The organism is Glutamicibacter sp. NPDC127525, from assembly GCF_042672105.1.
In the GTDB taxonomy this organism is placed as follows: Bacteria; Actinomycetota; Actinomycetes; order Actinomycetales; family Micrococcaceae; genus Glutamicibacter.
In genome coordinates this window covers 441,432-458,751 of the sequence record NZ_JBHXVN010000001.1, presented here as the reverse complement: position 1 = coordinate 458,751, position 17,320 = coordinate 441,432, and the positions used below count along the sequence as shown (strand labels likewise).

Genomic DNA, 17,320 nt, shown 5'->3' with positions numbered 1-17,320 from the left:
TGCTGGGCGCGCTCGATGAAAATGAGCCAAGTGTAATCCGCGCCACAGGCTAGGCTGTTGCCATACTGATCCTCAAGGAGTTCACTGATGGGCAAGACACCTCTCCAGTCGGTAGCCGGTTTGCACGTCCTTGTCACCGGGGCCGCGCAGGGCATGGGTTTGCTTTTCGCCAGGCAGGCTTGCCTCGAGGGCGCGGCACGGGTGGTCATCTGGGACATCGACGCGGCCAAGCTCGACGCGGCTGCCGAGGAGCTGCGCCAGCTCGGCGGCACTGTCGAGACCCATGTGGTGGACCTTGCCGACCAGAGCCAAATCCAGCGCTACGCCGCCACGGCGGTGGAGGGCGGGGGAATCGACGTGCTGGTCAACAACGCCGGGGTGGTCACCGGCACCTCCTTCGCGAAGCACAGCACCGCGCAGATCACCGCGGCCATGCAGGTGAACGCGCTCGCCCCGATGTACTTGACCCACGCCCTGCTTCCGCAGCTGGGCCGACGGGGCAAGGGCCGGGTGCTGACCATCGCCTCGGCGGCCGCGCTGGTGTCCAACCCGAATATGAGCGTCTACGCGGCCTCCAAGGCTGCGGCCCTGTCCTTCAGCGATTCGCTGCGGCTGGAGCTGGAAGGCAACGACCAGATCGCCGTGAGCACCATTTGCCCGACCTATATCAGCACCGGCATGTTCGCGGGCGCCTAGCCGATGCTGCTGACCCCGATCCTGGAGCCGGAAGTCGTGGTGGACCGGGCGTGGCGGGCGATGCTTGCCGGCACGCCGCTGGTGCTGATGCCGTGGACCAGCAAGCTGGGCCAGCTGCTGCGCGGCGTGCTGCCGCGGCCGGCCTGGGATTTCGTGGCCGGCAAGGTTATCGGCGTATACCGCTCGATGGACGAGTTCACCGGGCGAACAACGCGGGACGAGCAGATGAATCGGGGCTGAAAGTTCGCTGGCCCATCTGTTGCTGGAGGGCCCTGCGGGGTAGCTTTGGAGCATCGCCCAGCTAGGAGGACCGTCATGCAAAAGCTCACCGTCAATTTATGGATGCAAGGCACTGCAGAGGAAGCGGGGGAATTCTATGCCCGCGCCCTGCCGGAGGCAAAAACCGAAGTCGAATCGCGCTATCCCACCGAGGGCCTGCTGGAATTCCAGGAACCCTTCGCCGGCAAGGCGCTGACCGTTTCGCTGTGGGTGCGGGGAACCAAGATCACGCTGATCAACGCGGGCCAGGAATTCATGCCCAATCCGGCGATCTCGATCATCGTGGTCTTCAACGCCGGCCAGCGCGAGTCCCTCGATGCCACCTGGGCCGCGCTGCTGGAGGGCGGCACGGCGCTGATGCCGCTGGACACCTACCCGTTCAGCGCGCGCTACGGCTGGGTGAACGACAAGTACGGTGTCTCCTGGCAGCTGATGGAGTCCGATGAGCCCGTTGAGCCGCGCGCCTCGGTCTTTCCTGCGCTGATGTTCGGCGGTGCGGCCCAGAACCGCGCGGTCGAGGCCATCGAGTACTACAGCCAGGTGCTCGGCGCGAAACTGGACAGCGCCTTCCCGTACGGGGAGCCGACCGAAGCCGCTACCGCTGAAGCGCTGATGTACGCCCAATTCACGCTCGGCGAGGATTGCGTTGCGGCCATGGATTCGGCCGTGCCGCAGGACTTCACCTTCACTCCCGGCGTCTCGCTGGAATGGCCATGCGATGGCCAGGCGGAGATCGACCGCGTCTGGGAGGCGCTGTCCGCGGTGCCTGAAGCCGAGGCCTGCGGCTGGCTGACCGACAAATTCGGGGTGAGCTGGCAGATCGTGCCCTCGAACATGGGCGAGCTGATGGAGCGACCCGGCGCATTCGAGCATATGCTGAAGATGAAGAAACTGGTGATCAACGACTTCTGAGCGGGGAACGATGCAGAGCGCTGCACGGCGGGCGGTAGTGGCAGGAGCCAGCGGGTTCATTGGCGAACGGCTGATCGCGCAGCTGCGCGGGGCTGGATACCAGGTGGCGGTCATCGGCCGCGGCCGTACAGCGGATGCGCAGTGGGGCGATGGCCCGGCGCTGGCGGCACTCATCGATGGTGCAGAACTGCTGGTCAATCTGGCCGGGAAGAATGTCGGCTGCCGCTATCACGAAGCGGCGCGCAACGAGATCCTCGCCTCGCGCGTGGACACGACCCGCGCGCTGCACGAGGCAGTGTCCCAGGCAGCTGATCCGCCGGCGCTTTGGCTGAACGCGTCCACCGCGACCATCTACCGGCACAGCATGGACGCGCCGAACACCGAGGACGGCCGGATCGGCGAAGGGTTCTCGGTGGATGTGGCGCGCAACTGGGAACGCGAGTTCTTCCGCGGCGAGCTGCCCACGCGCCGGGTCGCCCTGCGCATGGCCATCGTGCTCGGCGACGGCCCGGCCACGCGCAAGCTGCTTGCCGTTGCACGGCTCGGGCTGGGCGGGGCGCAGCATGATAGCTGGTGGCCGGCGCATCGGCGCTACCGCGGCATCGGCCCGGATCCGAGCGGAGCCGAACGCAGCGGCTGGCACCGCACGCGCGGGAACCAGCGCTTCAGCTGGATCCATGTCGATGATGCGATCGGCGCGATCGGGCATATCATCGACCACCGCGAAATCACCGGCCCGGTCAACCTCAGCTCGCCGAACCCGGTTGCCAACCGGGCGCTGATGGCCTCGCTGCGCCGCGCCACCGGCGCGAAATTCGGGCTGCCCGCGTATCGTTGGATGCTGGAGCCGGCCATGTTCGTGCTGCGAGTGGAACCGGAAATGCTGCTCAAGTCCCGCTGGGCGCTGCCCGGGGTGCTGCAGGGGACCGGGTACGAGTTCCGCTGGCCGCACCTGGATGCGGCACTGGATGACGTGGCCGGGAACCTGGCTGCGAAGCAAGCACTTTAAGGACGCGCATTGGCACCGAGAATCCGACGCTTCACCCTGCCCGAACTGGCCCCTGGCTACCGTGGGGATCTGGGCGACGACTACGTTGAACTGCTGCACTTCAGGGATTTCGATGAGCCGCTGGCGGCCGATGGCGCGCGGCTGGAGGAATGCCGTTTCAGCTCCGTGCAGATCGAGGCCTTGCGCAATGCCCGGCTGATCCAGTGCGAACTGGACCAATCCGGGGCTCCCGCCCTGCAAGCCGCTGGTGCGTTCCTCAACGATGTGCGGGTGACCCACAGCCGCTTCGGGTCTGCGGATTTCGCCGAGGCCCAGCTCGATGGCGTGGTATTCGAGAACTGCAAATTCGGCTGGCTGAATTTGCGCGGTGCAACGGTGCGCGATGTGCTCTTCGTCAATTGCCAATTCGAGGAGATCGACCTGGGCGGGCAGATCCAGCGCCTGGGCTTCGTCGATTCGCGGGCCGGGCAAATTACCGCTGCCGGGGCGCAATTGCGCGAGGTCGACCTGCAGGGGCTGGACTTCGCCCAGGTTGAGGGGGTCGACGGGTTGCGCGGGGCACGGATCAGTGCGCTGCAGCTGAGCCTGCTCGCCGAGGCGATGGCCAGCCACCTGGGGATCAAGCTAGGGAGTTGATTTGCCCGTGGCCGGCGGCCAGCTGCTGCGCGGTTTCGGCCAGCAGCTGCGCCATGGCCGCGGCGGCTCGGGTCAATGAGACATCGCGCCGGTGCGCCAGCCCGATGGTGCGGGCCAGCGGTTCGCGCAAGGCAATGGAGCGCACTCCCGGAGCGTCCAGCGCCACCGTCGCCGGAACCACGGCGACTCCGAGCCCGCGCTGCACGAAGCGCAGCACCGCGTCCATCTCCCCGCCTTCCACGACGATATTGGGCACCAGGCCGGCGTTCTTGTAGGCCAGGGCGGTGCTGGCGCGCAGATCGTAGCTGTGCGAGAAGGCCAGCTGGGGCACCGGAGCCAACGCGCGCAAATCAAGCTCCTGGCCAGCTAGGTGCGGGTGCTCCAGTGCGTCGATGACCACCAATTCCTCTTCGAGCAGCGGCAGGTTCTCCAGATGGTTGTCGTTCACCGCATGCTCCGAGGTCACGATGAGCGCCAGATCCAGTGCGCCGCCGTCCAGCTGCTCCAGCAGCTTGTGCGAGCCCGCTTCGAAAATCTGCAGTTGCACCCCGGGGTAGTAGGTGCGGAAGATGGACAGCGCCTCGGCGACCAGCGACACGCACAGGGTAGGCGGGGCGCCCAGGCGCACCCGCCCGCGATGCAGCCCGGCCAGGTCGGCCATTTCGGTGCGGATGGACTCCTCGTCGGCCAGCATCCGGCGCGCACGGGGCAGCAATGCCTGCCCGGCGGCGGTAAGCGTGATGTTGCCGCGGGCCCGGTGGAACAGCTCGGAGCCCAGTTCCTGTTCCAGCGTGGCGATCTGCCGGCTGAGCGATGGCTGGGCCAGGTGCAGCTGCTCGGCGGCCCGGGTGAAGTGCCCCACTTCGGCGATGGCGGTGAAGCCGCGCAATTGCTCTAGGTTCATGGTGCATAGCCTACTGCTATCAACATCATGCCAATAATTCATTGGACGTATTCTGGGCGCGGGGCGATGCTGGAAACCATGAGAAACGAACAGCAGATATCCACCTCCGTACTGGTCATCGGCACCGGTGGTTCAGGCTTGCGCGCGGCCATCGAGCTGGCAGAATCGGGCACCGACGTGCTGGCCGTGGGCAAGCGCCCGCGCCACGACGCGCACACCGCGCTGGCCGCCGGCGGCATCAACGCCGCACTGGGCACGATGGACGCCGAGGACAGCTGGCAGCAGCACGCGGCGGACACCATCAAGGAAAGCTACTACCTGGCCGATCCGCGCACCGTGCAGGTGGTCGCCCAAGGCGCGGCCCGCGGCATCGAGGACCTGGAACGCTACGGCATGAACTTCGCCCGCGAAACCGACGGCCGGATCTCCCAGCGCTTCTTCGGTGCCCACAAATTCCGGCGCACCGCCTTCGCCGGGGACTACACCGGGCTGGAAATCCAGCGCACCCTGGTCCGCCGTGCGCAGCAGCTGCAGGTCCCGATCCTGGACTCGGTCTATATCACCGAGCTGCTGGTCGCCGAGGGGCGGATCTTCGGCGCCTACGGCTTCGACGTCAACGACGGCACCGGGTACCTGATCCATGCCGACGCGGTCATCCTGGCCGCCGGCGGCCACACCCGCATCTGGCGGCGCAGCAGCTCGCGGCGCGACGAGAACACCGGCGACGCCTTCCGCCTGGCCGTGGAGGCCGGTGCCCGGCTGCGCGATGCCGAGCTCGTACAATTCCACCCCTCGGGCATCATCGAACCCGAATCGGTGGCCGGGACTCTGGTCTCCGAGGCGGCCCGCGGCGAAGGCGGGATCCTGACCAACGCCCTGGGCGAACGCTTCATGGAGCGCTACGATCCCCAGCGCATGGAATTGTCCACCCGCGACCGGGTCGCCCTGGCCGCCTACACCGAGATCGCCGCCGGGCGCGGCACCGCCAAGGGCGGGGTCTGGCTGGATGTCTCGCACCTGCCCCGCGCCACCATCATGGAACGGCTGCCCCGGGTCTACCAGACGCTGCTCGAGGAGCAGATGCTGGACATTACCGAGCAGAAGATCGAGATCGCCCCGACGGCGCACTATTCCATGGGCGGGGTGCAGGTGGACCCGCTCACCCATGAGACGGCGGTCCCCGGCCTGTACGCGATCGGTGAAGCCTCCTCGGGCCTGCACGGGGCCAACCGGCTGGGCGGCAACTCGCTGATCGAGCTGCTGGTCTTCGGCCGGATCGTCGGGCAGGGAGCTGCCCGGTATTCGCGTGCGCTCACTTCCCAGCCGCGTTCGCAGGCGGCCATCGAGAAGGCGCGCGGGGAAGTGGACCGGCTGCTGGCCGCCGATGGGCAGGAAAATGTCCGGTCCCTGCAGCGGGCGATCCGCGACATCATGACCCAGCACGCCGGAGTCGTGCGCGAGGAGGCGGGGCTGAAGCTGGGGCTGGAGAAACTGGCAGAGGTCGAAGCGCGGATGGCGCGGGTGGGCATCCACCCGGACATCGCCGGCTACCAGGACCTGTGCCACGCCTTCGACCTGAAGTCCTCGGCTCTGGCCGCGCGCGCCACCTTGGAGTCGGCGCTGGAGCGCCGGGAAACCCGCGGCTGCCATAACCGCAGCGACTATCCGCACACCGATCCGCAGCTGCAGGTGAACCTCATCTGGTCGCCTGAGGGCATCACCCGTGAGCCGATCCCCGAAGTGCCCGCGGAAGTGGCCGCGCTGATCACCGAGGTATCGCAGGCAGGCAAGCTCGTGGAATGACGCATCGGGCCCGGTGCATGGAAACTGCTCCCGGTCGCCCTGGAGGACCGAGCGGGAGCAGTTTCCTGCCGGAGCCATGGCTGGAAACAGGCAGGGAATCCGGAATTAAATCCCCGGGGAACGTTGCATTGTGCTGGAATGGAAAGTCGTGGCTTTTCGACGCGCTGGAGAGGTTCGGGTTGTTTTCCGTGAAAACTTCTTTGACTTGGGTGGATAAATTTTGTCAATGGTTGTTTTATGGATGGATTCCGGGTCGAAAAAACCTTTTCCGAAGGTCTGCTATTCTAGCCATATCCACAGCTGTTACGGCGTTTTCTGACCGGAATTCAGCGATCTTGGTGGACACTCTTAAACACTCTTGAACGGGGAATTGTCGATGCATTTAACGCCGAGGGAGCAAGAGAAGCTGATGATCGTCGTCGCCGCCGATCTGGCACGCCGACGACAGGCGCGTGGACTGAAGCTGAACTTCCCGGAGGCCGTCGCGGTCATCACCTACGAATTGATCGAAGGGGCCCGCGACGGACGGACCGTGGCTGAATTGATGAGCTACGGGACCACGATCCTCCGCCGCGAAGACGTCATGGATGGCATTGCGGAAATGGTGGACCAAGTCCAGGTCGAAGCGACCTTCCTCGACGGGACCAAGCTGGTCACCGTCCACAACCCCATTCGCTAGTTCCCTCTGCGCAGAAAGGCACAGATCATGATCCCGGGAGAATACATCCTGCGCGATGAACCCATCGCCTGCAATGCACAGCAGCAAACCCGCATCCTGAACCTGGTGAACCGCGGGGACCGGCCGGTGCAGGTCGGCTCGCATTACCATTTCGCCGAAGTCAATTCGCAGCTGGAGTTCGATCGAGTGGCCGCGCGCGGATTCCGGCTCGATATTCCCGCCGGCACCGCAGTGCGCTTCGAGCCGGGCGATGCACGCACCGTCCACCTGGTAGAATTCTCCGGAGCCCGCGAGGTGCACGGCTTCCAGGACCGGATCAACGGGCCGCTGGGCCTGCCGGTCCCGGCCGTTGAAACGGAAGCGATCGGCGGCACCGCAGGCATCGATGCCGAGCGCGAGGCCGAGGTCGTCGAAGACTACAGCATCGACCTTCCCAACCAGGGCGATGCGGCCTCCGGGCTGGGCACCACCTTCGGCGTGGACCCGGTCGACGAGAATCTCCCGCCGCAGCCGCATGAGGCACGGCTTGCAGCAGAGGCGGAAAACGCCGGCAAGTCCTCGGCCGCCGACGAAGAGCAGGAGAACTAGGCATGGGCTTCGAGCTGACCCGCAAGCAGTACTCGGAAATGTACGGGCCGACCACGGGGGATGCCATCCGCTTGGCGGATACCGAGCTGCTGGCCGAGATCGAGCACGACTACACCACCTACGGCGAAGAAGTGGTCTTCGGCGGCGGCAAGGTCATCCGCGACGGCATGGGGCAGAACGGCCGCGTCACCCGCGACCAGGATGTGCCCGACACGGTGATCACCAATGTGGTGGTGCTGGACTACACCGGCATCTACAAGGCCGATGTCGCCCTGCGCGACGGGCATATCTTCAAGATCGGCAAGGCCGGCAACCCGGACATCTCCGACGGGGTGGATATCGTCATCGGCGCGTCCACCGACGTGATCGCCGGGGAGCACAAGATCCTCACCGCCGGAGCGATCGACACGCACATCCACTTCGTTTCCCCGGACCAGGTGCCAGTCGCCTTGGCCAACGGCACTACCACGCTGATCGGCGGCGGCGCCGGTCCTTCGGACGCGTCCAAGGCAACCAGCCTCACCCCGGGCCCATGGCACATCGCAAGGATGCTGCAGGCGGTGGAGAACCTGCCGATCAACATCGGGCTGCTGGGCAAGGGGCACGCCAGCGACCGCGCACCGCTGGCCGAGCAGATCCGCGCCGGCGCGATCGGCCTGAAGATCCACGAGGACTGGGGTGCGACCACCTCGTCCATCGACAACTCGCTGAAGGTCGCCGACGAGTTCGACGTGCAGGTGGCCATCCACGCCGATACGCTGAACGAATGCGGCTTCGTGGAGGACACCATCGAAGCGATCGCCGGCCGGGTGATCCACACCTTCCACACCGAAGGCGCCGGTGGCGGGCACGCCCCGGATATCATCCGCATGGCCGCGCTGCCCAATGTGATGCCGGCCTCGACCAATCCGACCCTGCCGTTCACCACGAACACCGTGGACGAGCACCTGGACATGCTCATGGTGGCCCACCACCTGAACCCGGACATCCCCGAGGACGTGGCCTTCGCCGATTCGCGGATCCGCCCCGAGACCATCGCCGCCGAGGACGTGCTGCACGACATGGGGGTCTTCTCCATCACCTCCTCTGACTCGCAGGCCATGGGCCGCGTGGGCGAAGTGGTGCTGCGCACCTGGCAGGTGGCCGACGCGATGAAGCGCCAGCGCGGCAAGCTGGAAGGCGACCCGGAGATCGGCGATAACCAGCGGCTGAAGCGCTATGTCGCCAAGTACACCATCAACCCGGCCATCGCCCACGGCATCGCCGACTCCATCGGCAGCGTCGAGGAAGGCAAATTTGCCGACCTGGTACTTTGGGATCCGGCCTTCTTCGGCGTCAAGCCGGAAATGGTGATCAAGGGCGGGCTGATCGTCCAGTCGCTGATGGGCGATTCCAACGGCTCGATCCCGACCCCGCAGCCGCGCACGCTGCGGCTGAACTTCGGTGCCCTGGGCAGCGCGGTCCACGCCTCCTCGATCACCTTCCTGTCCAAGGCAGCGATCGAAGAGGGCATCCCCGAGCGCCTGCGCCTGCGCAAGGTGATCCGCCCCTGCCACGGCATCCGCGATTTGGTGAAGTCCGATCTGAAGCACAACGGAGCCACCCCGGATATCCAGGTGGATGCGCAGACCTACGAGGTATTCGTCGACGGGGAACTGGCCACCTGCGAGCCCTCGGACGAGCTGCCCATGGCCCAGCGCTACTTCCTGTTCTAGCCGGCCCGCCAACCACCAAGGAGATAGATGATTATCGACGAACTCGTGGGCAACCTCCACGAGCAGCCCGAGCAGCTGGCCGGGCGGCACCACGAAAAGGTCGTGCTGCCCAGCGCCGAGCTGGTCAAGCGCATCCAGCGCGTGAAAACCGACCACGGGCGGGAGCTGGGCCTGCGCCTGGCCCCGGGCCCGGACCTGCGCGACGGGGACATCCTGTTCCTCTCGGACACCGAAGTGATCAGCGTGTCGGTGCTGCCTACCGACGTGCTGGTCATCGCCCCGCGCACGGTGCTGGAGATGGGAGCGGTCGCCCACGCGCTGGGCAACCGGCACCTGCAGGCGCAGTTCTTCGGCGCCGGCTCGGAGTACGGTGCCGAGGTGATGGTGGTGCAGTACGACCACACCGTCGAGGACTTCCTCAAGCACCACGACGCGCCCTACCAGCGCCAGGAACGGGTTATGCCCGTGCCCTTCCGCCATGCCGAGCACACCCACTAGCGCCCGGCACCTGCTCACGCTGCTCCAGCTATCGGACTCGGCGCTGCCCACCGGCGCGTTCAGCCACTCCTTCGGCATGGAGAGCTACCTGGAGTCCGGGCAGGTGCACGACGAGGCCAGCTTCGCGACGTGGCTGCACCAGTTCCTGTCCCAGGCCCTGGCCTATACCGACGGGCTGCTGCTGCGCCTGGCCTATGAGGCGCCGGACCAGGAGCGGATCGCGCAGCTCGACGCGCTGATCCATGCCTCGGCCCTGCCGCGCCAGCTGCGCGAGGCGGCCACCAAGATGGGCGCGCGGATGCTCGCCGTGGCCAACTCGGCGTTCCCCACCGGGGACGTGACGGCCTATGCGCGCAGCGTGCGCAGCGGGCAGTGCGCCGGGCACCCGGCCATCGCCTTCGCCCTGGGTGCCCGCGGGGCCGGCGCCCCGGTGGCCGACGCGCTGGGCAGCTACTTGTTCTCCACGGTGACCAGCCTGACGCAGAATGCGATCCGCGCCATCCCGCTGGGCCAGGACGCCGGCCAGCGGGTGATCCGGGCGATGCACGAACCGGTGGCGGACGCCGTCGCGGCGATCTTCACCCTGGAGGAGATGGATCTGGGTGCCGCGGCGCCCGGGCTGGAAATCGCCCAGATGCGCCACGAGCACCAGCGCGCCCGCATGTTCATGTCCTGACCCCGCCGCGCACCTGCGGCCCCAACAGATTCGAGGAAGTACCCATGGAACCCATCAAGATTGGCATCGGCGGACCGGTTGGTGCCGGCAAGACCCAGCTGATCGAACGCATCACCCGCGCCTTGGAGCACGAGATCTCCATGGCAGCGATCACCAACGACATCTACACCATCGAGGATGCCAAGATCCTGGCCGCCAACGGCGTGCTGCCGCTGGATCGGATTGTCGGCATCGAGACCGGCGGCTGCCCGCACACCGCGATCCGCGAGGACACCTCGATGAACGCCGCGGCTATCGAGGAGCTGAAAGCCAAGCACCCTGACCTGCAGGTAATCTTCGTCGAATCCGGCGGGGACAATCTCTCGGCCACGTTCTCCCCGGAGCTGGTGGACTTCTCCATCTACATCATCGATGTGGCCCAGGGCGAGAAGATCCCGCGCAAGGCCGGGCAGGGCATGATCAAGTCCGATTTGTTCATCATCAACAAGACCGACCTCGCCCCGTATGTGGGGGCGGATTTGTCGGTGATGGAGTCGGATTCCAAGCAGTTCCGCGGGGACAAGCCCTTCTGCTTCACCAACCTGAAGACCGACGAGGGGCTGGAGAAGGTCATCGCGTGGCTGAAGCACGACGTGCTGATGACGGACCTGGCGTAGTGGCCGCTTCGAGCCCGGGCTTGGGCTCCGGGCTGGAGCCCAGTCCGTTCCCGGATGGCCTGGTCGGCGAGCTGCGGCTGCACGTCGGCTCGCGGGCCGGGAAGGACATCGCGCTGCGGCAATACCACCAGGGGGCGCTGCGCGTGCTGCGCCCGCATTACCTCGATGACACCGCCCAGGTCTGCTACACCATCGTGAACCCCGGCGGCGGCTACCTGGGCGCCGACAAGTACGGCATCGAGATCCGTGTGGCCGAGGGCAGCAGCCTGCTGCTGACCACCCAGTCCGCCACCAAGGTCTACCGCACCCCGCAGGGCCCGGCGCAGCAGGACATGCGCATCAGGCTGGAACCCGGCGCGGTGCTCGAATACCTGCCGGACCAGCTGATCGCCTATAAGGACGCCAGCTACTTCCAGCGCACCGAGGTGCACATGGCCGCCGATGCCTCGCTGGTGCTGTGCGAGGTCCTCACCCCGGGCTGGAGCCCGGACGGCAGCCGGTTCAGCTACGAGCAGCTGCGCCTGCGCACCGAGGTCCACCTGGACGGGCGGCTCGGGGCGCTGGATAACCTGTGGGTGAAGCCGGGCAAGGATTCCATCGACTCGCTGCTGTACTTGCAGGAATCCACCCACGTGGGCATGCTGCTGGCCATCGACCCGCGCATCGACGCGGCAATGGTCGCTCGCCTGCGCGAACTGGCCTACGAGATCGCCGGGCAGCAGCGCGACGGAATTTCTGTGGGCATTTCCCAGGCCCCGGTGCCCGGTCTTGCGGTACGCACCTTGGGAGGCTCCACGGAATCGGCGAATGCGGTGCTGCACGCCCTCGTGAACCAGCTGCGCATCGAGCTGCGCGGACAGCAGCCGGTGAACCTGCGCAAGTACTAGCCTGTTCCGGAATAGATCCAACGGCCGCCGACGTTCCTCCCGCAGGGGATCCCGGCGGCCGTTTCGCATCCCGGCGAGGTCACAGGGCGGCGGTGCGCCGGCACAAATCGCCAATAAATGCCGTACCTGCGCCTGTCCGGAGCGCTGAGCGACGCGGGCCAACCGCAGCTTGACGCTATTGCTGATCATTTTGGTGTCCTTGACTAGCCCCGGACCCCACAAGTCAATCCGATAAACTGGCCATGGTGGTGCATCGCAAAATCCCGAGCTGATTCCACTCTTTGGCCGCCGGGTGCGCAGGCTGCATCAGGAACGGATGCTAGGGGACAACAAGCGCTCCGACCGCGATTTCATTCTGGCTTGGCTGCCAGAGGTGCAGGCTGATCTGCAGGGCCACCACGAATTCTGGCTGGAAATTCCCCAGTTGGTGGAGCCCGACGTGCCGATTACACCGCTACCTGCGCTCGACATCATCGCTTGGCATTTGGGCGGGGAGTCCAAGTAGTGCCTCTTGGTCTGGGCGCCGCAGCGCCGACAGCTGGTGGATCGAATCGCAGTGCTCGGCCAGCGAGGCATTGTCGTGGGAGGCGATGAGCACCGCCGCCCCGGCTCGAGCCCGCTCGCGCAGCACCGTGAAGATCTGCGCAGTGGTGCCGGGATCCAGGGCTGACGTCGGCTCGTCGCACACCAGCAGCGCCGGGTCCAGGGCCAACGCCCTGCCCAGCAGGGCTCGTTGCAGCTGCCCGTCGGAAACCTGCCCGGGCTTCCGCTCCAGCAGCGCCGGTTCAAGGCTCGCCTCCCGGGCCAGTTCCTCCAGCTCGCGGCGATAGCGGCCCGGACGGGGGAACGCCAGCCCGTCGCGCAGGGCTAACGGCTCGGCCATGATCGCGCCCAGGGTGAGCCGGGGGTTCGCGAAGCTGCGCGGGTTTTGCGGCAGGATGCCGATGCGCTGGCGCAGTTCGGCCGGGACGTGCCCTCGGGCAGGTACCGCTTGGCCGTCGATGCGCAGCTTGCCCTCTGTCGGGGCCAGCATCAGCGAGGCGATGGCCAGCAGGGTGGACTTCCCGGCACCCGAGGGCCCGACCAGACCGATCACCGAGCCGGACGTGACCTCCAGGTCCAGTTGATCCAGGATTCTGGGGACGTTCTTGGCATAGCGGTGGCTCACCGCAGACAATTCAAGGCTCATGGGGTGCTATCCTCCAATTCCGGGATGACCTGCCCGTCGCCGGAAGCGGATGCGAGCACTTGCCCATCACTGACCACGGTCAGCGTGTCGGCGAGTTCCGCGGCCAGTTCAGCGTCGTGGGTGACCATAACGATGGTGCACCCGGTGTCCGCCAAGCGGCGCAGGATCCGAGCGATGGCCGCCGCGGTATCCGCATCCAGGGCGCTGGTGGGCTCGTCCAGCACAACGCAACTGGCGCGGGATGCCAAGCCCAGGGCCAGCACTACACGCTGGGCCTGGCCTCCGGACAGCTCGTGCGGGTAGCGATGGAGCAGTTCGGGAACCAGTTCGAAGTCCTTGAACACCGCCGCCAGCGCGGCCGGTGAGCTGTCCAGGCCGTGGCTCCGGCGTACGCGGCGCAAGGCGGTGCCCACGCTGAGCACCGGGTTCAGCGCCGTGGCCGCCGACCCGGGAATGAAAACCAGATCTTCACCCAGCTTGGGGGCATGGCAGAGCCCGCCAGCGGTTCCCGGCACGAGGACGCTGCCGGTGGATTCCAGCGATTGAGGCAGTAGCCCGGCGGCGGCGCGCAGCAGCATGGTCTTTCCTGCGCCCGAAGCACCCATGACCACGTTGACCGCTCCGGCGGCGGCAGTGAAGCTGACGTTATCCAGCAGCACGGAGCGTTCTGGGGAATCCTTGCTCCATACCGACAATCCCCGCAAGACCAAGCCTGCGCCCCGTGGAAGCGGATGCCCATCGGCTTTTTCTGCGGCACCGCCCTTTCGTCGCGGAGCGAGAGAATCGAGGCGCCGCGCGGAGCGGCGGCGTTGCGGCTGTGGGTGCGCCAGGGCGGCAAAGGACCAGCTGAGCAGCACCAGCAGCGCGGCCGGGAACACCAGCATCCACCAAGCGCCGACCAGGATGCCTGTGCGGGCGTCCTCCAGCAGCAAACCCAGCGACGCGGATTGTGGCGGCAGCCCCACGCCTAGGAAGGACAGCGCGGATTCGTGCCAGATGGCATGGGGCAGCTGCAGGACCACGGCGATGCCCGCCTGCGGGAGCACCGCGGGAATCAGGTGCGTGCACCACAGCGCCAGCGGCCGGGCGCCGGAGGCCCGGCTGAGCTTGACGTATCCGGCCTCCCGTTCGGCCAACAGCCTGGCCCTAACGATACGCGCCACCTGGGTCCAGTGGGTCAGCGCGATGGACAGGATGATCGCCCACCCCTGCCCGGGCCACAGCGCCAGGATCACCACACCCAGCAGCAGGTGCGGGATCGCGCTGACGCTGTCTACCAGCCGGGTGGTGATCCGGTCCACCAGCCCGCCGGCGGTGGCGGACAGGGCTCCGGCCAGCACCCCCAGCAGCGTGGAGGACAGCGCCGATGCGACGGCGAGCAGCATCGACAGCCGCAGCGCGGCCGCGGCCCGCACCCACACGTCGCGCCCGAGCTGATCGGTGCCGAAGAAATGCTCGGCCCCCGGCGGCAGGTACACCGCGGCCAGGTCGATGTTCTCCACCGCCTCGGGGGAGAAGAACGGAACGAGCACCGCATAAACCACGGCCAGCAGGATGATGCCCAGCGGCAGCAAGCGGGAATCACGGATGATGCTAGACATCGCCCACCCGCGGATCAAGCAGCAGGTAGCCGGCGTCGGCCAGGGCATTGCCCAGGAACACGGCCAGCGCCGAGCAGGCGGTCACCGCGGCCAGCAGCGCGAAGTCCGCGGACACCGCGGAATCGATCACCGCCGAGGCAATCCCGGGCCAGCCGAACACCGTTTCAACCAGCAGCGCTCCGGTGATCAGTTCGCCCAGGCGGGAGCCGATCACCGTGATGAAGGGCAGCAGGGCGCCGGGCAGCACCTCGAGCACCAAGATCCGTCCGGCTCCCTCGCCGCGTCCCCGAGCCGCGAGAACCGCATCCGAGTCCAGCAGATCGAACATGGAGGCCCGCAGGTTCAGCACCAGCCAGGGCAGCAGGCTGATGGCCATCACCGTGGCCGGCAGCAGCAGGTGCACGGCCAGCGACCCGGCGGTCGGCTCCTGCCCTGGAGGCGCCACGCCGCCGGTGGGAAGCCCGAGCCGCAGCGAGAACACAGCGATGAACACCAGCGCCAGCACGAAGGGCGGGATGGCCTGGGCCAGCTGGGCGATCCAGGTGGTGGCGCGGTCGGCCAACCCGCCGCGGCACAGACCAGCGGCACAGGCCAGCAGTACCGCGAGCACCACGGCAAGCAGCAGCCCGGCAAGCATCAGCAGCAGGGTATAGGGCACGCGCTCGGCGAGCACCTCGGTGACCGGCCGGGCCAGCATGCGCGAGGTGCCCAGCTCGCCGTGCACCGCCGAGCCCAGCCAGCCGAGCCAGGCACCGAACCAGGAGTCGTCCAGGCCCAGCTCGGCGCGCAGGGCCGCGCGTTCGGCGGCGCCGGTGTGCTCGTAGCGGCTGCCCAGATAGGCAGCCAGCGGATTGAACGGGGCGACGGAAGCCAAGAAGAACACCACTGCGGTCAGCCCCGCGGTCAGCGGGATGGCCAGCAGCATCCGGCGGAGCACCAGCAGCCCGGCTCTTGGCAGCCGCGGCACGCCTCGCGGGCGCAGGACGGTCAGGCTCATTTGCCGGTCCACTGGCCGATTTTCACCCACGGGCCCCATGCGGTGCCGTGGTCATGGGGTTCGAGCAGGGTGCCGGCGGTGTTCCACGTCTCATGGACGTCGCTGCGCTGCACGTAGTTGTGGTCGGTGAAGGCCAGCAGCAGCATCGATGGCTGCTTGACGTAAAGTTCCTGGACCTTGCGGTAGGCCTGGTCGCGGGCCGTTGGGTCGGTGCTGGTCCGGCCGATGTGCAGCAGCCGGTCCATCGCCGCGTTCGCGTAGCGGCTGGGGTTGTCGTAGTAGGCGCCGTCCTCCGGGTAGCTTGAATGCAGCATCTTGTAGAGCTGGGTGTCCACATCGTAAGGGGTGTCGCCGCCGCCCAGCATCAGCGCGTCCGTGCCGATGCGCGGCTCGGCTTCGTCGAAGGTGGCGGGCACGACCTCGGCGGTGATGCCGTGCTCCTTGAGCTGGGCGGCCAAGGCCAAGGACAGGTCCCGTCGCAGCGTGTCGCCCGGGTTGTACATGATCGTGAATGCGGCGTCCTGGCCGTCCTTGGAGCGCATCGAGCCGTCCAGCGTCCACCCCGACTGCTCCAGCAGCTGCTCGGCCCGCTTGGGGTCGTGGGCGAACACGGCGTCAGAGTTGTAGGCCTTGCCGTACTGGGCCGGGACGAAGGTGTAGGCAGGGCGCCCGGAGCCCGCCAGCACCCCGTCGATCAGCGCTTGGCGGTCCACCAGCAGGTTCAGCGCCAGGCGCACGGAAGGATCGGCGGTGAACGGGTGGTCGGCGGGCAGCGAGATGCCGCGCCAGTCCGCGCTGGTTGCGGTGACCACCTCGAAGCCGTCGCGATCCGCGAAGCTGGCCGCTAGCCGCGGAGGCAGCACGGTGCCGGTGTAGCCGCCGCCTGCCAGTGCCTGCGAGCGGGCGTTGTCGTCGGCTGACTGCTCGTAGACCACCCGGGCCACGTCGGGGGCGCCGGAACGGTAGTCGGGATTGGCACCCAGCACCAGCTGGGCGGAATCGAATTTCTGCACCGTGTAGGGGCCGGTACCCACCGGGGTGCGGTTCAGGCTGGAATTGCTCACCGGCCCGTCGGCGATCAGTTCTTCAGGGGCGATGCCGATCAGCAGTGCGGTCTTGAAGGAGACCTGGGGCTCCTTGAGCGTGAATTCGACGGTGTGCTCGTCCACGGCACGCACCGTATCGAGGTTTTCCAGCACGCCGGCGATGGGCGAGGCACTGGCGGGGTCCAGGATGGCCCGGTAGCTGGCGGCCACATCCCCGGCGTCGAAGCCGCTGCCGTCGCTGAAGCTGATGCCGGGCTGCAGCGCAATGCTCCAGCGCAGCCCGTCGGCGCTGATCTGCGGTTCGCCCTCGGCCAGCAGCGGCACCAAATTCGGCAGGCTGCCAGTTTCCCCGTCCAGGGTATACAGCGATTCGTTGATCTTGCCCGTGCCGTTGTTGTCGAAACCTGCCAGCGGATTCAGGGTTTCGGGCAGCGCAGGGGTCAGCAGCAGCACGTCGTCGCTGGGGACGGCGGCCTGGCAGCCTGCGGTGGCCAGTAGGATGGGGAGCATCAGTGCGGCGCGCCGGACGTAGCTGTGCACGAACGAGGT

Annotated in this window: 19 protein-coding genes; 14 read left to right on the top strand and 5 right to left on the bottom strand. The window is 67.1% G+C overall.

What is annotated here, in order from left to right; all coding sequences use genetic code 11:
- Nucleotides 1-87 precede the first annotated feature (87 nt).
- The 5 genes from ACFVHU_RS02090 to ACFVHU_RS02070 all read left to right on the top strand — a co-directional run bounded on the left by ACFVHU_RS02090 (nt 88) and on the right by ACFVHU_RS02070 (nt 3,532).
- Nucleotides 88-696, top strand: a complete 609-nt coding sequence (locus ACFVHU_RS02090) for an SDR family NAD(P)-dependent oxidoreductase (RefSeq protein WP_388022181.1) — start codon at nt 88-90, stop codon at nt 694-696.
- A 3-nt stretch (nt 697-699) separates the two neighbouring features.
- Nucleotides 700-936 (top strand): hypothetical protein, encoded by a 237-nt coding sequence (locus ACFVHU_RS02085; RefSeq protein ID WP_388022179.1) that lies wholly within the window; start codon nt 700-702, stop codon nt 934-936.
- Between the two features lie 75 nt (nt 937-1,011).
- Nucleotides 1,012-1,887 carry a VOC family protein gene (locus ACFVHU_RS02080; protein ID WP_105661415.1) on the top strand — a complete coding sequence of 292 codons (876 nt, stop codon included), beginning with the start codon at nt 1,012-1,014 and terminating at the stop codon, nt 1,885-1,887.
- 10 nt (nt 1,888-1,897) lie between these two features.
- The gene (locus ACFVHU_RS02075; RefSeq protein WP_105661414.1) at nt 1,898-2,896 is read left to right on the top strand and encodes an epimerase; all 999 of its coding nucleotides are present in this window, start codon (nt 1,898-1,900) and stop codon (nt 2,894-2,896) included.
- A 9-nt stretch (nt 2,897-2,905) separates the two neighbouring features.
- Nucleotides 2,906-3,532, top strand: coding sequence for a pentapeptide repeat-containing protein (locus ACFVHU_RS02070; RefSeq protein WP_105661413.1), 627 nt, complete (start codon nt 2,906-2,908; stop codon nt 3,530-3,532).
- Here the strand turns inward: ACFVHU_RS02070 and ACFVHU_RS02065 are convergent.
- A complete protein-coding gene (locus ACFVHU_RS02065; protein ID WP_105661412.1) occupies nt 3,516-4,436 on the bottom strand; it encodes a LysR family transcriptional regulator in 921 nt (306 codons plus the stop codon). The two genes, ACFVHU_RS02070 and ACFVHU_RS02065, sit on opposite strands and share 17 nt — an antisense overlap.
- Before the next feature lie 78 nt (nt 4,437-4,514).
- Between ACFVHU_RS02065 and ACFVHU_RS02060 the strand changes: the two genes are divergently transcribed.
- The 9 genes from ACFVHU_RS02060 (at nt 4,515) to ACFVHU_RS02020 (ending at nt 12,443) form a co-directional block, all read left to right on the top strand.
- Nucleotides 4,515-6,239: an FAD-dependent oxidoreductase gene (locus ACFVHU_RS02060; protein WP_105658536.1), complete on the top strand. Its 1,725-nt coding sequence runs from the start codon at nt 4,515-4,517 to the stop codon at nt 6,237-6,239.
- Nucleotides 6,240-6,615: 376 nt separating this feature from the next.
- Nucleotides 6,616-6,918 (top strand): urease subunit gamma, encoded by a 303-nt coding sequence (locus tag ACFVHU_RS02055; RefSeq protein ID WP_105658537.1) that lies wholly within the window; start codon nt 6,616-6,618, stop codon nt 6,916-6,918.
- Nucleotides 6,919-6,945: 27 nt separating this feature from the next.
- A complete protein-coding gene (locus ACFVHU_RS02050; protein WP_388022175.1) occupies nt 6,946-7,506 on the top strand; it encodes an urease subunit beta in 561 nt (186 codons plus the stop codon).
- A 2-nt stretch (nt 7,507-7,508) separates the two neighbouring features.
- Nucleotides 7,509-9,221, top strand: coding sequence for an urease subunit alpha (gene ureC, locus ACFVHU_RS02045; RefSeq protein WP_332488784.1), 1,713 nt, complete (start codon nt 7,509-7,511; stop codon nt 9,219-9,221).
- Between the two features lie 27 nt (nt 9,222-9,248).
- Nucleotides 9,249-9,719, top strand: coding sequence for an urease accessory protein UreE (gene ureE, locus ACFVHU_RS02040; RefSeq protein WP_388022173.1), 471 nt, complete (start codon nt 9,249-9,251; stop codon nt 9,717-9,719).
- Nucleotides 9,700-10,395 carry an urease accessory protein UreF gene (locus ACFVHU_RS02035; protein WP_388022171.1) on the top strand — a complete coding sequence of 232 codons (696 nt, stop codon included), beginning with the start codon at nt 9,700-9,702 and terminating at the stop codon, nt 10,393-10,395. The genes ureE and ACFVHU_RS02035 overlap by 20 nt, the downstream gene beginning before the upstream one ends.
- A 44-nt stretch (nt 10,396-10,439) precedes the next feature.
- A complete protein-coding gene (gene ureG, locus ACFVHU_RS02030; protein WP_105658515.1) occupies nt 10,440-11,051 on the top strand; it encodes an urease accessory protein UreG in 612 nt (203 codons plus the stop codon).
- Complete coding sequence (locus tag ACFVHU_RS02025; protein WP_286134328.1) at nt 11,012-11,938, top strand: urease accessory protein UreD; 927 nt, start codon at nt 11,012-11,014, stop codon at nt 11,936-11,938. The genes ureG and ACFVHU_RS02025 overlap by 40 nt, the downstream gene beginning before the upstream one ends.
- Before the next feature lie 316 nt (nt 11,939-12,254).
- Nucleotides 12,255-12,443 carry a hypothetical protein gene (locus tag ACFVHU_RS02020; protein ID WP_388022168.1) on the top strand — a complete coding sequence of 63 codons (189 nt, stop codon included), beginning with the start codon at nt 12,255-12,257 and terminating at the stop codon, nt 12,441-12,443.
- Here ACFVHU_RS02020 and ACFVHU_RS02015 read toward each other — a convergent pair.
- The 4 genes from ACFVHU_RS02015 to ACFVHU_RS02000 are packed head-to-tail and all read right to left on the bottom strand — an operon-like array spanning nt 12,393 to nt 17,311.
- Entirely contained in the window at nt 12,393-13,127 is a 735-nt protein-coding gene (locus ACFVHU_RS02015) for an ABC transporter ATP-binding protein (protein ID WP_388022166.1), read from the bottom strand. The two genes, ACFVHU_RS02020 and ACFVHU_RS02015, sit on opposite strands and share 51 nt — an antisense overlap.
- Complete coding sequence (locus tag ACFVHU_RS02010; RefSeq protein WP_388022164.1) at nt 13,124-14,728, bottom strand: ABC transporter permease subunit; 1,605 nt, start codon at nt 14,726-14,728, stop codon at nt 13,124-13,126. The genes ACFVHU_RS02015 and ACFVHU_RS02010 overlap by 4 nt, the downstream gene beginning before the upstream one ends.
- A complete protein-coding gene (locus ACFVHU_RS02005; protein WP_105661406.1) occupies nt 14,721-15,725 on the bottom strand; it encodes an ABC transporter permease in 1,005 nt (334 codons plus the stop codon). The genes ACFVHU_RS02010 and ACFVHU_RS02005 overlap by 8 nt, the downstream gene beginning before the upstream one ends.
- Nucleotides 15,722-17,311, bottom strand: a complete 1,590-nt coding sequence (locus tag ACFVHU_RS02000) for an ABC transporter substrate-binding protein (RefSeq protein WP_388022162.1) — start codon at nt 17,309-17,311, stop codon at nt 15,722-15,724. The genes ACFVHU_RS02005 and ACFVHU_RS02000 overlap by 4 nt, the downstream gene beginning before the upstream one ends.
- Nucleotides 17,312-17,320 lie beyond the last annotated feature (9 nt).